12 protein-coding genes, 4 tRNA genes and 1 rRNA gene are annotated in these 16,243 nt (G+C 57.7%); all 17 read left to right on the top strand.

Annotated elements, in window-relative coordinates; translation table 11 throughout:
- Window positions 1-36: 36 nt before the first annotated feature.
- A 5S ribosomal RNA gene (gene rrf / locus NJH59_RS05085) occupies window positions 37-152 on the top strand.
- 168 nt (window positions 153-320) lie between these two features.
- A complete protein-coding gene (birA, locus tag NJH59_RS05080; RefSeq protein WP_043861944.1) occupies window positions 321-1,280 on the top strand; it encodes a bifunctional biotin--[acetyl-CoA-carboxylase] ligase/biotin operon repressor BirA in 960 nt (319 codons plus the stop codon).
- Window positions 1,270-2,016: a pantothenate kinase gene (locus NJH59_RS05075; RefSeq protein WP_043861943.1), complete on the top strand. Its 747-nt coding sequence runs from the start codon at window positions 1,270-1,272 to the stop codon at window positions 2,014-2,016. The genes birA and NJH59_RS05075 overlap by 11 nt, the downstream gene beginning before the upstream one ends.
- A gap of 7 nt (window positions 2,017-2,023) precedes the next feature.
- Window positions 2,024-2,446 (top strand): hypothetical protein, encoded by a 423-nt coding sequence (locus NJH59_RS05070; RefSeq protein ID WP_043861942.1) that lies wholly within the window; start codon window positions 2,024-2,026, stop codon window positions 2,444-2,446.
- A 143-nt stretch (window positions 2,447-2,589) separates the two neighbouring features.
- Window positions 2,590-2,674, top strand: a tRNA-Tyr gene (locus NJH59_RS05065).
- A 23-nt stretch (window positions 2,675-2,697) separates the two neighbouring features.
- Window positions 2,698-2,771: transfer RNA gene (locus tag NJH59_RS05060), tRNA-Gly, on the top strand.
- A gap of 26 nt (window positions 2,772-2,797) precedes the next feature.
- Window positions 2,798-2,873, top strand: a tRNA-Thr gene (locus NJH59_RS05055).
- Between the two features lie 85 nt (window positions 2,874-2,958).
- Window positions 2,959-4,152: an elongation factor Tu gene (gene tuf, locus NJH59_RS05050; protein ID WP_253086476.1), complete on the top strand. Its 1,194-nt coding sequence runs from the start codon at window positions 2,959-2,961 to the stop codon at window positions 4,150-4,152.
- 53 nt (window positions 4,153-4,205) lie between these two features.
- Window positions 4,206-4,281, top strand: a tRNA-Trp gene (locus NJH59_RS05045).
- 45 nt (window positions 4,282-4,326) lie between these two features.
- On the top strand, window positions 4,327-4,695 hold the full coding sequence (gene secE, locus NJH59_RS05040; protein ID WP_058540796.1) for a preprotein translocase subunit SecE: 369 nt from the start codon (window positions 4,327-4,329) through the stop codon (window positions 4,693-4,695).
- A gap of 9 nt (window positions 4,696-4,704) precedes the next feature.
- A complete protein-coding gene (nusG, locus tag NJH59_RS05035; protein ID WP_043861939.1) occupies window positions 4,705-5,238 on the top strand; it encodes a transcription termination/antitermination protein NusG in 534 nt (177 codons plus the stop codon).
- 119 nt (window positions 5,239-5,357) lie between these two features.
- A complete protein-coding gene (gene rplK / locus NJH59_RS05030) occupies window positions 5,358-5,789 on the top strand; it encodes a 50S ribosomal protein L11 (RefSeq protein WP_028944937.1) in 432 nt (143 codons plus the stop codon).
- Entirely contained in the window at window positions 5,789-6,484 is a 696-nt protein-coding gene (gene rplA / locus NJH59_RS05025; RefSeq protein ID WP_043861938.1) for a 50S ribosomal protein L1, read from the top strand. The genes rplK and rplA overlap by 1 nt, the downstream gene beginning before the upstream one ends.
- 200 nt (window positions 6,485-6,684) lie before the next feature.
- Entirely contained in the window at window positions 6,685-7,185 is a 501-nt protein-coding gene (gene rplJ / locus NJH59_RS05020) for a 50S ribosomal protein L10 (RefSeq protein ID WP_043861937.1), read from the top strand.
- 78 nt (window positions 7,186-7,263) lie between these two features.
- Window positions 7,264-7,629 (top strand): 50S ribosomal protein L7/L12, encoded by a 366-nt coding sequence (rplL, locus tag NJH59_RS05015; RefSeq protein WP_043861936.1) that lies wholly within the window; start codon window positions 7,264-7,266, stop codon window positions 7,627-7,629.
- Between the two features lie 219 nt (window positions 7,630-7,848).
- Window positions 7,849-11,922, top strand: coding sequence for a DNA-directed RNA polymerase subunit beta (gene rpoB / locus NJH59_RS05010; RefSeq protein WP_043861935.1), 4,074 nt, complete (start codon window positions 7,849-7,851; stop codon window positions 11,920-11,922).
- 64 nt (window positions 11,923-11,986) lie between these two features.
- The gene (rpoC, locus tag NJH59_RS05005; RefSeq protein WP_054916698.1) at window positions 11,987-16,186 is read left to right on the top strand and encodes a DNA-directed RNA polymerase subunit beta'; all 4,200 of its coding nucleotides are present in this window, start codon (window positions 11,987-11,989) and stop codon (window positions 16,184-16,186) included.
- Window positions 16,187-16,243 lie beyond the last annotated feature (57 nt).

Below are 16,243 nucleotides of genomic sequence, written 5' to 3'. Positions count from 1 at the left end.
GGAGTGTCTGAACAAGACCTTCTGGCAACAGAATTTCTTGACGACCATAGAGCATTGGAACCACCTGATCCCATCCCGAACTCAGTAGTGAAACGATGCATCGCCGATGGTAGTGTGGGGTTTCCCCATGTGAGAGTAGGTCATCGTCAAGATTAAATTCCGAAACCCCTATCTGCATCTGCAGGTAGGGGTTTTGTCTTTTTGGGCCGAAAAAAGCTGCGATCACGCAGCTATTTCTCCGTAAGGACGCGTCCTACAACAGGTATGCAATCCTTCAGCGCATAGCTATCATGCGTGCCTCATTGTGAGTCGAGATTGGCATGCTGAAGTTGTTGAAACTCCTCAAGGATGGTCGATTCCATTCCGGCGAGGCCTTGGGTGCTGCCCTGGGCATCAGCCGCAGCGCCGTGTGGAAGCAATTGCAGCATCTCGAGGCTGAATTGAGTCTGCCGGTGTACAAGGTGCGAGGGCGGGGCTACAGATTGGCTGCGCCCTTGTCGCTGTTGGACGTCAGCGCCATCGAGAGTGCCGGCACAGGCCGGCTCTGGCCAATGCACATCCATGAAGAGATTGACTCGACAAATGCCGAAGCGTTGCGCGCGATCAGTGCCGGTCGCCAGGCACCCTTTCTGGTTCTGGCTGAGCATCAGAGCGCAGGGCGCGGTCGCCGTGGCAGAAACTGGTCAAGCCCCTTTGCGCAGAATCTCTATTACAGCCTGGTGCTGCGTATCGACGGTGGCATGCGGCAACTGGAAGGCCTGAGCCTTGTGGTGGGTTTGGCGGTCATGCGTACCCTTCAGTCCGTCGGAGTGAATGCTGCGGGCTTGAAGTGGCCAAATGATGTGCTGGCCAACGGTCGCAAGATCGCAGGTATTCTTCTTGAGCTTGTGGGGGATCCCGCTGATGTCTGTCATGTGGTGCTGGGTATTGGCGTGAACGTGAATATGCAGACCAACAGCGAGGTCGATCAGGCATGGACATCCGTCCGGCTCGAGACAGGGCAGCAGGTTGATCGCAACCAGCTGGTTGCGCTGCTCAATGAGAATCTGCAGGTTTACCTGGAGCGACATCGTCAGTCGGGTTTTACCGACTTGCAGGCGGAGTGGGAGCAAGGGCACCTGTGGCAGGGGTGTGCAGTATCGTTGATAGCCGGCGTCACCAGGGTCGACGGCGTTGTGCTCGGTATCGATCGTCAGGGCGCGCTGCGTCTTCAGGTCGAAGGTGTTGAGAAGAGCTTTAGTGGTGGTGAGCTCAGTTTGAGGTTACGCGATGATTCTTGAGCTCGATTGCGGTAACAGTTTTATCAAGTGGCGGGTTATCCGTACCGACGCATCGGTTGTTGGCGGCGGCATCGTCGATACCAACCAGGCGCTGATCGAGGCTGTTGAGGCGCTTGCGGGCGATACCCCGGCCCGTTGCCGCCTGGTCAGTGTGCGTACAGAAGAAGAGACCGATCATCTTGGTGATGCCCTGGTGAAGGCGTTCGGGCTGTCGATAGTGCGCGCGCGCTCGGCAACTGCATTGGCCGGGGTTACCAATGGCTATGACGATTACGAGCGTCTTGGGCTCGATCGGTGGCTGGCTTTGCTTGGCGGGTACCATCTGGCCAGAAGGGCATGCGTGGTCATTGATCTGGGGACTGCTGTCACATCGGATTTCGTATCGGCGCAGGGGGAACACCTGGGAGGTTTCATCTGCCCTGGGATGCCATTGATGCGCAATCAATTGCGTACCCATACCCGGCGTATCCGCTATGACGACGAGTCCGCCGAGCGTGCATTGTCGAGTCTGCAGCCTGGGCGCTCTACCGTCGAGGCGGTAGAGCGCGGCTGTACGCTCATGCTGCATGGATTTGTGTTGACTCAGCTCGAGCAGGCGCGCTCATTGTGGGGTGAGGATTTTACCCTGTTCATTACCGGTGGCGACGCAGGCCTGTTGCACCAGGTGGTACCGCAAGCCCGAATCGTTCCCGACCTGGTGTTCGTAGGCCTGGCGATGGCCTGTCCGCTGGAGTGAGGTGTGTATGCGCTGGTTGTTTCTGTTATTGCTGGTCCTCAATGTCGTCTACTACGTCTGGCACCAGCAGGAGGCACCGTTGAGGGCGAAAGAGGTGACATCGCTGTCGCTCTACAAGGGAAGTCAGCAGGGTATTCGTCTACTCAGCGAGTCTCGCGAGGCGCCATCGCAGAAGGACGATGAGTGTCTCTACCTTGGGGCATTGGCTAGCCCCGAGCTACTGAATAGCCTTCGTCAGCGTCTGATCAGCCTGGATATCCGGGCGCGCAAGGTAGTGGGGAGGCTGCCCGACAGTCAGGGGTGGTGGCTGCAGATAGCGCCTGAAAGCCGTCGCTTGCTGGACGCAACGGTGCTCGCCGGACTTTCCCATGATTTCAAAGACTTAAAAGATAAAATAATGTTGTGCGAAGGCGTTGCAACTATCGAATAGTTTGCATAGAATGGCGCCCGCTCCACAGCGATGACCACTAGGTGGTAACGCAGTGAAGCAGTTGTCAAAGTAGCTAACCTCAAGATTTTAATGAGAAAAAGCTTGACAGCAGGACGGCAAGAGTAGAAAATGCCGGCCACATTGGAGGGGTTCCCGAGCGGCCAAAGGGATCAGACTGTAAATCTGACGTCTACGACTTCGAAGGTTCGAATCCTTCTCCCTCCACCAGTTTAGCGAGAGCTGCAAGCTCCGCGGGTATAGTTTAGTGGTAGAACCTCAGCCTTCCAAGCTGATGATGCGGGTTCGATTCCCGCTACCCGCTCCAGGTTTGCTGTTGTTGCACAGTGTTACGCTCTTGTAGCTCAGTTGGTAGAGCACACCCTTGGTAAGGGTGAGGTCAGCGGTTCAAATCCGCTCAAGAGCTCCATATGACAAGGCAGATATGAAAATATCTGCCTTTGTTTTAATGGTCGGTTTGATCTGCTTATTACTTCTACCGGGGGACAGTCTCGATGGCTAAGGAAAAGTTCGAACGTAACAAGCCGCACGTGAACGTCGGCACCATTGGTCACGTTGACCATGGTAAGACGACGTTGACCGCCGCGCTGACTCGCGTTTGCTCCGAGGTTTTCGGTTCTGCCAAGGTTGACTTCGACAAGATCGACAGCGCCCCGGAAGAAAAAGCACGTGGCATCACCATCAATACTGCGCACGTCGAGTATGACTCGAACATTCGTCACTATGCGCACGTTGACTGCCCGGGCCACGCCGACTATGTAAAAAACATGATTACCGGTGCTGCTCAGATGGATGGCGCGATCCTGGTTTGCTCGGCCGCTGATGGTCCGATGCCGCAAACCCGTGAGCACATCCTGCTGTCCCGTCAGGTTGGCGTTCCGTACATCGTGGTCTTCCTGAACAAGGCTGACCTGGTAGACGACGCTGAGCTGCTGGAGCTGGTCGAGATGGAAGTTCGCGACCTGCTGTCCACCTATGATTTCCCAGGCGACGATACCCCGATCATCATCGGTTCGGCTCGTATGGCGCTGGAAGGCAAAGACGACAACGAAATGGGCACCACCGCTGTCAAGAAGCTGGTTGAGACTCTGGATACCTACATCCCAGAGCCTGAGCGCGCTATCGACAAGCCGTTCCTGATGCCAATCGAAGACGTATTCTCGATCTCGGGTCGTGGTACCGTTGTTACCGGTCGTATCGAGCGTGGCATCGTCCGCGTTCAAGACGCCCTGGAAATCGTTGGTCTGCGTGACACCACCACCACCACCTGCACCGGTGTTGAGATGTTCCGCAAGCTGCTGGACGAAGGTCGTGCTGGCGAGAACTGCGGCGTGCTGCTGCGCGGCACCAAGCGTGACGACGTTGAGCGTGGCCAGGTTCTGGTCAAGCCAGGTTCGGTCAAGCCGCACACCAAGTTCACCGCAGAAGTCTATGTTCTGAGCAAGGAAGAAGGCGGCCGTCACACTCCGTTCTTCAAAGGCTACCGTCCACAGTTCTACTTCCGTACTACTGACGTGACTGGTAACTGCGAGCTGCCAGAAGGCGTTGAAATGGTAATGCCGGGTGACAACATCCAGATGACTGTCACTCTGATCAAGACCATCGCGATGGAAGACGGTCTGCGCTTCGCTATCCGTGAAGGCGGTCGTACCGTCGGTGCGGGTGTAGTAGCAAAGGTTATTGAATAAGTAGTTGATTTCTCTCGATCAGGCCGGCATAATGGTCGGCCTGATAAGCTTTTAGGTCAGTAGCTCAATTGGCAGAGCGACGGTCTCCAAAACCGTAGGTTGGGGGTTCGATTCCCTCCTGACCTGCCAGATTCACCTTGTGTGTCTGGCTTTCTTTTCACAGGATCCTCCTAGATGACTCCCAAGTCTGAAGCCCAAGACTCTCGTTTTGATCTGCTCAAGTGGCTGGCTGTTGTCGCTTTGGTGGTGGTAGGCGTGGTCGGAAATCAATATTACTCCGCTTCGCCGATTCTGTATCGCGTTATTGCACTCCTCGCTCTTGCTGCTGTTGCTGGCTTTGTTGCCTTGCAGACTGCAAAGGGCAAGTCGTTCTTTGCGCTGGCAAAGGAAGCTCGCACCGAGATTCGTAAAGTCGTATGGCCAACCCGCCAAGAGACCATGCAGACCACCCTTATTGTGGTGGCTGTTGTCCTGGTCATGGCGCTGCTGTTGTGGGGGCTCGATTCCCTGCTCGGCTGGTTGATTTCCTTGATTGTTGGCTAAGGGTGTCCTGTGGCTAAGCGTTGGTATGTTGTGCATGCTTACTCGGGTTACGAGAAGCATGTGATGCGCTCGCTCATCGAGCGCGTAAAGCTGGCTGGCATGGAAGATGGCTTCGGCGAGATTCTGGTCCCCACTGAAGAAGTGGTTGAAATGCGCAATGGCCAGAAGCGCAAAAGCGAGCGTAAGTTCTTCCCGGGCTACGTGCTGGTTCAGATGGACATGAACGAAGGGACTTGGCACTTGGTCAAGGACACCCCTCGCGTCATGGGCTTCATTGGTGGTACCGCAGACAAGCCTGCACCCATCACCGATAAAGAAGCCGAGGCCATTCTGCGTCGCGTTGCCGATGGCAGCGACAAGCCGAAGCCGAAAACGCTGTTCGAACCAGGTGAAGTGGTTCGTGTTGTAGACGGTCCGTTTGCTGATTTCAACGGCACGGTCGAAGAGGTTAACTACGAGAAGAGCCGGCTCCAGGTAGCGGTGCTCATCTTCGGTCGCTCTACTCCGGTGGAGCTTGAGTTCAGCCAGGTCGAAAAGGTCTAGCAGAACGACGCATCCCATACCCCGCAGCCCTATGTGCTGCGGGGTTTTGTCGTCACTGGGATAAAACGCAAGTAATCCGGGGAGCCATCTGGCGCTTGTACCCGATATTGGAGTAGCTCATGGCTAAGAAGATTCAGGCTTACATCAAGCTGCAAGTAAAGGCCGGCCAGGCCAACCCAAGTCCACCCGTCGGCCCAGCACTGGGTCAACACGGTGTGAACATCATGGAATTCTGCAAGGCCTTCAACGCCCGTACCCAGGGTCAAGAAGCCGGCCTGCCGACTCCTGTGATCATCACTGTATACAGTGACCGTAGCTTCACTTTCGAAACCAAAAGCACCCCTGCTTCGGTTCTGCTGAAGAAAGCAGCTGGCCTGACCAGCGGTTCTGCGCGTCCGAACACCGTCAAAGTCGGTACTGTGACCCGTGCTCAGCTGGAAGAGATCGCAAAAACCAAAAATGCTGATCTGACCGCTGCTGACATGGAAGCGGCCGTGCGTACCATCGCCGGTTCCGCTCGCAGCATGGGCCTCAACGTGGAGGGTGTGTAATGGCTAAGCTGACCAAGCGCCAAAAGGCTATCGCTTCGAAAATCGAAGCGGGCAAAGTCTACAACTTCGAAGAAGCAGCAGTGCTGCTGGCCGAACTGTCTACCGTGAAGTTCAGCGAGTCCTTCGACGTAGCCGTTAACCTGGGCGTTGACCCACGTAAATCCGACCAGGTCGTTCGTAGCGCTACCGTGCTGCCACACGGCACTGGCAAGACCGTACGTGTTGCCGTGTTCACCCAGGGTCCAGCTGCCGAGGCCGCTCTGGCTGCCGGCGCTGACCGTGTAGGCATGGACGATCTGGCTGCCGAAATGAAAGGCGGCGACCTGAACTATGACGTCGTTATTGCCTCCCCGGACGCAATGCGTGTTGTAGGTCAGCTGGGTCAGGTTCTGGGTCCTCGCGGCCTGATGCCTAACCCTAAAGTTGGCACCGTAACTCCAGACGTAGCCACCGCGGTCAAAAACGCCAAGGCTGGTCAGGTTCGCTACCGTACCGACAAAAACGGCATCATCCACACTTCCGTTGGCAAGATCGGCTTTGAAGCCGTCAAGCTGAAGGAAAACGTTGAAGCCCTGATCGCTGATCTGAAGCGTATCAAGCCAGCTTCCTCGAAAGGTATCTACGTCAAGCGCGTTACCCTGAGCACCACCATGGGCCCAGGTCTGGTAATCGATCAAGGTTCCCTGAACGCGTAAGACCGCGATGGGCGCGAGCAATTGCGCCCGTCAGCAAAAATTGGGGTCCCTGCCTGGCGGGGGCTATCCAAGACCGTAGGCGGCGCAAGCCTTAAACCTCAAGCCTACGCAGATGGTGCCCCTGATTCCTTACCGAGTCAGACACCAAAACGACATTCGGCTTCGGCTGGATGAAACGGTAACAAGCAGGAGTTTTACCCGTGGCAATTAAACTCGAAGACAAGAAGGCCATCGTCGCTGAAGTCAACGAGGCTGCCAAAGTCGCTCTGTCCGCTGTCGTGGCTGATGCCCGTGGTGTGACTGTAGGCGCAATGACCGGACTCCGTAAAGAGGCTCGTGAAGCTGGCGTTTACGTACGTGTTGTACGTAACACCCTGCTCAAGCGCGCTGTTGCCGACACTGAATTCAGTGTCCTCAACGACGTGTTCACCGGCCCTACCCTGATCGCGTTCTCCAACGAACACCCGGGCGCTGCTGCTCGTCTGTTCGCTGAGTTCGCCAAGGGTCAGAGCAAGTTCGAGATCAAGGCAGCTGCGTTCGACGGCAAGTTCCTTGCCGCAAACCAGATCGACGTGTTGGCTTCCCTGCCGACCCGCGACGAGGCCATTGCGAAGCTGATGAGCGTGATCCAAGGCGCGACCAGCAAGCTGGCTCGTACTCTGGCAGCCGTTCGCGACCAGAAAGAAGCTGCTGCTGCCTAAGGCACCGCAAGCCCTTTCGAAATCATACGTTTAATTTGATGGCTGCGTAGGCTGTCACCCCAATACAGGATTTAAGTCATGTCTCTGACTAACGAGCAAATCATCGAAGCAATCGGCCAGAAAACCGTTCTGGAAGTTGTTGAGCTGATCAAAGCAATGGAAGAAACCTTCGGCGTTACCGCTGCTGTTGCCGCTGCTGGCCCAGCTGCTGCCGCTGCCGTTGTTGAAGAACAAACCGAGTTCAACGTTGTTCTGGTTGCCGCTGGCGACAAGAAAGTAAACGTGATCAAGGCTGTTCGTGAACTGACCGGCCTGGGCCTGAAAGAAGCCAAGGAAAAGGTTGATACCGCTCCTCAAGTCGTTGCTGAAGGCGTTTCGAAAGAAGCCGCTGACAAAGCCAAGGCTGACCTGGAAGCAGCAGGCGCTACCGTCGAACTGAAGTAATTTCGACTGTGCGTCTCCAGCCCGAGCGACAAGCGAAAGGCTGATGGCTGGTGGCTTTTGCCACCGGCCTTTTTCCGTTATTGGCAGCCGATCAGGTCGGCGCCGATGACGAGCGGTAACCACCGATGACGGTGGCGCAAACCATGGGGTTTGCACGATTTTCTGGCTGCTCCCGTCGGGAGAAGCCAAACAAGCAGGTGACCAAGCTGGGGAACGCTGATGGCTTACTCATACACTGAGAAAAAACGTATCCGCAAGGACTTTAGCAAGTTGCCGGACGTCATGGATGTGCCTTACCTCCTGGCCATCCAGCTGGATTCGTATCGTGAATTCTTGCAGGCGGGAGCGACTAAAGATCAGTTCCGCGACGTGGGCCTGCATGCGGCCTTCAAATCGGTTTTCCCGATCATCAGCTACTCCGGCAATGCTGCCCTGGAGTACGTTGGCTATCGTCTGGGCGAACCGGCCTTTGATGTCAAAGAATGCGTACTGCGCGGGGTAACCTACGCGGTACCGCTGCGCGTGAAAGTCCGCCTGATCATTTTCGACAAAGAATCGTCGAACAAAGCGATCAAGGACATCAAAGAGCAAGAAGTCTACATGGGTGAAATCCCCCTGATGACTGAAAACGGTACCTTCGTAATCAACGGTACCGAGCGTGTTATCGTTTCCCAGCTGCACCGCTCGCCAGGCGTGTTCTTCGACCACGACCGTGGCAAGACGCACAGCTCGGGCAAGCTGCTGTACTCGGCGCGGATCATTCCTTACCGCGGCTCGTGGCTGGACTTCGAATTCGATCCGAAAGACTGTGTATTCGTCCGTATCGACCGTCGTCGCAAGCTGCCGGCTTCCGTACTGCTGCGCGCGCTGGGCTACACCACCGAAGAAGTACTGAACGCGTTCTACACCACCAACGTATTCCACGTGGCGGGCGAAAAGCTCAGCCTGGAACTGGTGCCACAACGCCTGCGTGGTGAAATCGCGGTCATGGACATCCATGACGACAGCGGCAAGGTGATTGTCGAGCAGGGTCGTCGTATTACCGCTCGCCACATCAACCAGCTGGAAAAGGCTGGTGTCAAATCCCTGGACGTGCCGCTGGAATACGTTCTGGGCCGCACCACCGCCAAGGCGATCGTGCACCCGGCTACCGGTGAAATCCTGGCCGAATGCAACACCGAGCTGACCACCGAAGCACTGGTGAAGATCGCCAAGGCTCAGGTCGTTCGCATCGAGACCCTGTACACCAACGACATCGACTGCGGTCCGTTCATCTCGGATACCCTGAAGATCGACTCCACCAGCAACCAACTGGAAGCGCTGGTCGAGATCTATCGCATGATGCGTCCTGGCGAGCCGCCAACCAAGGATGCCGCAGAGACCCTGTTCAACAACCTGTTCTTCAGCGCCGAGCGTTACGACCTGTCGGCCGTTGGTCGCATGAAGTTCAACCGTCGTATCGGTCGTACCGAGATCGAAGGTTCGGGCGTACTGAGCAAGGAAGATATCGTCGAGGTCCTCAAGACCCTGGTCGACATCCGTAACGGCAAAGGCATCGTCGACGACATCGACCACCTGGGTAACCGTCGCGTGCGCTGTGTCGGCGAAATGGCCGAGAACCAGTTCCGCGTTGGCCTGGTGCGTGTAGAGCGCGCGGTCAAAGAGCGTCTGTCGATGGCTGAAAGCGAAGGCCTGATGCCGCAAGACCTGATCAACGCCAAGCCGGTAGCGGCGGCGGTGAAGGAGTTCTTCGGTTCGAGCCAGCTGTCCCAGTTCATGGACCAGAACAACCCGCTGTCCGAGATCACCCACAAGCGTCGTGTCTCGGCACTCGGCCCTGGTGGTCTGACCCGTGAGCGCGCAGGCTTCGAAGTCCGTGACGTACACCCGACCCACTACGGCCGCGTGTGCCCGATCGAGACCCCTGAAGGTCCGAACATCGGTCTGATCAACTCCCTGGCGGCCTATGCCCGCACCAACCAGTACGGCTTCCTCGAGAGCCCGTACCGCGTGGTGAAAGAGGGTGTGGTTACCGACGACATCGTGTTCCTGTCGGCGATCGAAGAAGCTGATCACGTCATCGCACAGGCTTCGGCCACGATGGACGCGAAGAAGCAGCTGATCGACGAGCTGGTAGCGGTCCGTCACCTGAACGAATTCACCGTCAAGGCGCCGGAAGACGTCACCCTGATGGACGTCTCGCCAAAGCAGGTAGTTTCTGTTGCCGCGTCGCTGATTCCGTTCCTCGAGCACGACGACGCCAACCGTGCGTTGATGGGTTCGAACATGCAGCGTCAGGCTGTACCGACTCTGCGCGCCGACAAGCCGCTGGTAGGTACCGGCATGGAGCGCAACGTTGCGCGTGACTCCGGCGTTTGCGTCGTGGCTCGTCGTGGTGGTGTGATCGATTCCGTCGACGCCAGCCGTATCGTGGTGCGTGTTGCAGATGACGAAGTTGAAACCGGCGAAGCTGGTGTCGACATCTACAACCTGACCAAGTACACCCGCTCGAACCAGAACACCTGCATCAACCAGCGTCCGCTGGTGAGCAAGGGTGATGTGGTTCAGCGTAGCGACATCATGGCCGACGGCCCGTCCACCGACATGGGTGAGCTGGCTCTGGGTCAGAACATGCGCATCGCGTTCATGGCGTGGAACGGCTTCAACTTCGAAGACTCCATCTGCCTGTCCGAGCGTGTGGTTCAGGAAGATCGCTTCACCACGATCCACATCCAGGAACTGACCTGTGTGGCCCGTGACACCAAGCTTGGCCCAGAGGAAATCACCGCGGACATCCCGAACGTGGGTGAGGCTGCGCTGAACAAGCTGGACGAAGCCGGTATCGTCTACGTGGGTGCTGAAGTCGGCGCTGGCGACATTCTGGTCGGCAAGGTCACGCCAAAAGGCGAGACCCAGCTGACGCCAGAAGAAAAACTGCTGCGTGCGATCTTCGGCGAGAAGGCCAGCGACGTCAAAGACACCTCCCTGCGTGTGCCGACCGGCACCAAGGGTACTGTCATCGACGTACAGGTCTTCACTCGCGATGGCGTCGAGCGCGACAGCCGTGCGCTGTCCATCGAGAAGATGCAGCTGGACGAGATCCGCAAGGACCTGAACGAAGAGTTCCGCATCGTTGAAGGCGCAACCTTCGAACGTCTGCGCAGCGCCCTGAACGGTCAGGTCGTCGAAGGTGGTGCCGGCCTGAAGAAAGGTTCGGTCATCTCCAACGAAGTGCTGGACGGTCTGGAGCACGGCCAGTGGTTCAAACTGCGCATGGCCGAAGACGCGCTGAACGAGCAACTCGAGAAGGCCCAGGCCTACATCGTTGATCGTCGCCGTCTGCTGGACGACAAGTTCGAAGACAAGAAGCGCAAGCTGCAGCAGGGCGATGACCTGGCACCGGGCGTACTGAAGATCGTAAAGGTCTACCTGGCAATCCGTCGTCGCATCCAGCCGGGCGACAAGATGGCCGGTCGTCACGGTAACAAGGGTGTGGTCTCCGTGATCATGCCGGTCGAAGACATGCCGCACGACGCCAACGGTACGCCGGTGGACGTGGTACTCAACCCGTTGGGTGTACCTTCGCGTATGAACGTCGGTCAGATCCTCGAAACCCACCTGGGCCTGGCGGCCAAGGGCCTGGGCGAGAAGATCAACCGCATGCTCGAAGAGCAGCGCAAGGTCATCGAGCTGCGCAAGTTCCTCACCGAGATCTACAACGAGATCGGTGGTCGTCAAGAAAGCCTGGAAGACTTCTCCGACCAGGAAATCCTCGACCTGGCGAAGAACCTCAAAGGCGGTGTGCCAATGGCCACTCCAGTCTTCGACGGTGCCAAGGAAAGCGAAATCAAGGCCATGCTGAAACTGGCAGACATGCCGGAAAGCGGTCAGATGCAGCTGTTCGACGGTCGTACCGGCAACAAGTTCGAGCGTCCAGTGACCGTTGGTTACATGTACATGCTCAAGCTGAACCACTTGGTGGACGACAAGATGCACGCGCGTTCCACTGGTTCTTACAGCCTGGTTACCCAGCAGCCGCTGGGTGGTAAGGCGCAGTTCGGTGGTCAGCGTTTCGGGGAGATGGAAGTGTGGGCGCTGGAAGCATACGGCGCGGCATACACCCTGCAAGAAATGCTCACAGTGAAGTCGGACGATGTGAACGGTCGGACCAAGATGTACAAGAACATCGTGGACGGCGATCACCGTATGGAGCCGGGCATGCCCGAGTCCTTCAACGTGTTGATCAAAGAGATTCGTTCGCTCGGTATCGATATCGATCTGGAAACCGAATAACACGTGACGCGAATCGGGAGCGCGGCTGAAAAGCCCGCTCCCTGCTCCGCCAGGAGGAAAGGCCTTGAAAGACCTACTGAATTTGCTGAAAAACCAGGGTCAAGTCGAAGAGTTCGACGCCATCCGTATCGGATTGGCCTCGCCTGAGATGATCCGTTCGTGGTCGTTCGGTGAAGTAAAAAAGCCGGAAACCATCAACTACCGTACGTTCAAGCCTGAGCGTGACGGCCTGTTCTGCGCCAAGATCTTTGGCCCAGTCAAGGACTACGAGTGCCTGTGCGGCAAGTACAAGCGCCTGAAGCACCGTGGCGTGATCTGCGAGAAGTGCGGTGTTGAAGTCGCGCTGGCAAAAGTTCGTCGTGAGCGCATGGCGCACATCGAGCTGGCCTCGCCTGTTGCCCACATCTGGTTCCTGAAGTCGCTGCCGTCGCGTATCGGCCTGCTGATGGACATGACCCTGCGTGATATCGAGCGCGTTCTCTATTTCGAGAGCTATGTCGTTATCGACCCGGGCATGACCACCCTGGAAAAAGGTCAGCTGCTGAACGACGAGCAGTACTTCGAAGCGCTGGAAGAGTTCGGCGATGACTTCGACGCCCGCATGGGTGCCGAGGCCGTCCGCGAACTGCTGCACGCTATCGACCTGGAGCACGAGATTGGCCGCCTGCGCGAAGAGATTCCGCAGACCAACTCGGAAACCAAGATCAAGAAGCTGTCCAAGCGACTGAAGCTGATGGAGGCCTTCCAGGGCTCGGGCAACCTGCCTGAGTGGATGGTCCTGACCGTTCTGCCGGTTCTGCCGCCAGACCTGCGTCCACTGGTTCCGCTGGATGGCGGTCGTTTCGCGACCTCCGACCTGAACGACCTGTACCGTCGGGTGATCAACCGTAACAACCGTCTGAAGCGCCTGCTCGACCTGTCTGCGCCTGACATCATCGTGCGCAACGAAAAGCGCATGCTGCAGGAAGCGGTCGACGCACTGCTCGACAACGGCCGTCGCGGCCGCGCCATCACCGGCTCGAACAAGCGTCCTCTGAAATCCCTGGCCGACATGATCAAGGGTAAGCAAGGTCGTTTCCGTCAGAACCTGCTCGGTAAGCGCGTTGACTACTCGGGTCGTTCGGTAATTACCGTAGGTCCGACCCTGCGTCTGCACCAGTGCGGTCTGCCGAAGAAAATGGCCCTCGAGCTGTTCAAGCCGTTCATTTTCGGCAAGCTGGAAATGCGTGGTCTGGCGACCACCATCAAGGCTGCCAAGAAGATGGTCGAGCGCGAGTTGCCAGAGGTGTGGGACGTTCTTGCCGAAGTGATTCGCGAACACCCCGTACTGCTCAACCGTGCACCGACCCTTCACCGTCTGGGTATCCAGGCGTTCGAGCCGGTACTGATCGAAGGCAAGGCCATCCAGCTGCACCCGCTGGTCTGTGCCGCGTACAACGCCGACTTCGACGGTGACCAGATGGCCGTGCACGTGCCGCTGACGCTGGAAGCCCAGCTCGAAGCGCGCGCGCTGATGATGTCGACCAACAACATCCTGTCGCCAGCCAACGGTGAGCCGATCATCGTTCCTTCGCAGGACGTTGTACTGGGTCTGTACTACATGACCCGCGAAGCCATCAATGCCAAGGGCGAAGGTCGCGTATTCGCCGACCTGCAGGAAGTCGACCGCGTATTCCGCGCCGGCGAAGCGGCCCTGCACGCCAAGATCAAGGTTCGTATCAACGAAACCGTGAACGATCGTGATGGCGGCAGCGTCAAGAACACCCGCATCGTCGACACCACTGTCGGCCGTGCACTGCTGTTCCAGGTTGTACCGCCAGGTCTGTCGTACGACGTGGTCAACCAGCCGATGAAGAAAAAGGCGATCTCCAAGCTGATCAACCAGTGCTACCGCGTGGTTGGTCTGAAAGAGACCGTCATCTTCGCTGACCAGCTGATGTACACCGGTTTTGCCTACTCGACCATCTCCGGCGTTTCCATCGGTGTTAACGACTTCGTTATCCCGGATGAAAAAGCCCGCATCATCGGTGCTGCCACCGACGAAGTGAAAGAGATCGAGAGCCAGTACGCCTCCGGCCTGGTAACCCAGGGCGAGAAGTACAACAAGGTCATCGACCTGTGGTCCAAGGCGAACGACGAAGTGTCCAAGGCGATGATGGCCAACCTCTCGAAAGAGAAGGTCATCGACCGCGAAGGCAACGAAGTCGAGCAGGAGTCCTTCAACTCGATGTACATGATGGCTGACTCCGGTGCCCGGGGTTCGGCAGCTCAGATTCGTCAGTTGGCCGGTATGCGTGGTCTGATGGCCAAGCCGGACGGCTCGATCATCGAGACGCCGATCACCGCGAACTTCCGCGAAGGTCTGAGCGTACTGCAGTACTTCATCTCGACTCACGGTGCGCGTAAGGGTCTTGCGGATACCGCGTTGAAAACCGCGAACTCCGGTTACCTGACCCGTCGTCTGGTAGACGTGGCGCAGGATCTGGTGGTTACCGAGATCGACTGTGGCACCGAGCAGGGTCTGGTCATGACCCCGCACATCGAAGGCGGCGACGTTGTAGAGCCGCTGGGTGAGCGCGTACTGGGTCGTGTAATCGCCCGTGACGTGTTCAAGCCTGGCACCGACGACGTCATCGTTCCGGCCGGTACCCTGGTCGACGAGAAGTGGGTCGAGTTCATCGAGCTGAACAGCATCGACGAAGTGATCGTGCGTTCGCCGATCAGCTGCGAAACCCGCTACGGCATCTGCGCCAAGTGCTACGGTCGCGACCTGGCTCGCGGTCACCAGGTGAACATCGGTGAAGCTGTCGGCGTTATCGCTGCACAGTCGATCGGTGAGCCGGGTACCCAGCTGACCATGCGTACGTTCCACATCGGTGGTGCTGCAAGCCGTACCTCGGCTGCCGACAGCGTCCAGGTGAAGAACGGCGGTATGGTTCGTCTGCACAACCTCAAGCAGGTTGAGCGTGCCGACGGCAACCTGGTTGCCGTATCGCGTTCCGGCGAGTTGGCGATTGCCGACGAGTTCGGTCGTGAGCGCGAGCGTTACAAGCTGCCTTACGGCGCCGTGATTTCGGTGAAGGAAGGCGACAAGGTCGACGCTGGCGCCATCGTCGCCAAGTGGGACCCGCACACCCACCCGATCGTTACCGAAATGAAAGGTACCGTGACCTTCGTGGGCATGGAAGAAGGCATCACGATCAAGCGTCAGACCGACGAATTGACCGGCCTGACCAACATCGAGGTTCTGGACGTCAAAGACCGTCCGGCTGCAGGCAAGGAAATCCGTCCTGCAATCAAGATGGTCGACGCCAGCGGCAAGGATCTGCTGTTGCCAGGTACCGACGTACCGGCTCAGTACTTCCTGCCAGCCAACGCCCTGGTCGGTGTGGCTGACGGTGCACAGATCGGTGTTGGTGACGTTATCGCGCGTATCCCGCAAGAAACGTCCAAGACCCGTGACATCACCGGTGGTCTGCCGCGCGTTGCCGACCTGTTCGAAGCGCGCCGTCCGAAAGAAGCCTCGATTCTGGCTGAAGTCAGCGGTACCATCGCCTTCGGTAAAGAGACCAAGGGCAAGCGCCGTCTGGTCATCACCCCGAACGATGGCAGCGATCCGTACGAAGAGCTGATTCCGAAGTGGCGTCACCTGAACGTCTTCGAAGGCGAACAAGTGAACCGCGGCGAAGTCATCTCGGACGGTCCTAGCGATCCGCACGACATCCTGCGTCTGCTGGGTGTTAGCGCGCTGGCCAAGTACATCGTCAACGAGATCCAGGACGTTTACCGTCTGCAAGGCGTGAAGATCAACGACAAGCACATCGAGACCATCCTGCGTCAGATGCTGCGTAAGGTCGAGATTGCCGAGTCGGGTGACTCCAGCTTCATCAAGGGCGACCAGATGGAACTGACCCAGGTACTGGTAGAGAACGAGCGCCTTGGCGCGGAAGACAAGTTTGTCTCCAAGTTCACTCGTGTACTGCTGGGTATCACCAAGGCCTCGCTGTCCACCGAATCGTTCATCTCGGCGGCTTCCTTCCAGGAAACCACCCGCGTACTGACCGAAGCGGCGGTAACCGGCAAGCGCGACTACCTGCGCGGCCTGAAAGAAAACGTGGTCGTGGGTCGTCTGATCCCGGCCGGTACCGGTCTGGCCTACCACAGCGAGCGCAAGCGTCGCCGTGATGCCGACAAGCCGTTGCGTGTTAGCGCCAGTGAAGTGGAAGCTGCACTGACCGAAGCGCTGAACTCCAGCGGCAACTAAAGCGTAGGGCCCTGGCGGCCCTCACCCGATCTTCGCGACATAATCTGTTGCGAAGGG

Source organism: Pseudomonas sp. VE 267-6A (genome assembly GCF_024126555.1).
Classification (GTDB): Bacteria; Pseudomonadota; Gammaproteobacteria; order Pseudomonadales; family Pseudomonadaceae; genus Aquipseudomonas; species Aquipseudomonas palmensis.
The sequence above is the reverse complement of the archived record's forward strand: the minus strand, read 5'-3'. Positions and strand labels throughout refer to the sequence as shown.

Coding starts and splice junctions, on each gene's coding strand:
- secE (WP_058540796.1), top strand. CDS start 4,327: ATGACTCCCAAGTCTGAAGCCCAAGACTCTCGTTTTGATCTGCTCAAG.
- NJH59_RS05070 (WP_043861942.1), top strand. CDS start 2,024: ATGCGCTGGTTGTTTCTGTTATTGCTGGTCCTCAATGTCGTCTACTAC.
- tuf (WP_253086476.1), top strand. CDS start 2,959: ATGGCTAAGGAAAAGTTCGAACGTAACAAGCCGCACGTGAACGTCGGC.
- rplL (WP_043861936.1), top strand. CDS start 7,264: ATGTCTCTGACTAACGAGCAAATCATCGAAGCAATCGGCCAGAAAACC.
- rplA (WP_043861938.1), top strand. CDS start 5,789: ATGGCTAAGCTGACCAAGCGCCAAAAGGCTATCGCTTCGAAAATCGAA.
- rpoB (WP_043861935.1), top strand. CDS start 7,849: ATGGCTTACTCATACACTGAGAAAAAACGTATCCGCAAGGACTTTAGC.
- rplK (WP_028944937.1), top strand. CDS start 5,358: ATGGCTAAGAAGATTCAGGCTTACATCAAGCTGCAAGTAAAGGCCGGC.
- birA (WP_043861944.1), top strand. CDS start 321: ATGCTGAAGTTGTTGAAACTCCTCAAGGATGGTCGATTCCATTCCGGC.
- NJH59_RS05075 (WP_043861943.1), top strand. CDS start 1,270: ATGATTCTTGAGCTCGATTGCGGTAACAGTTTTATCAAGTGGCGGGTT.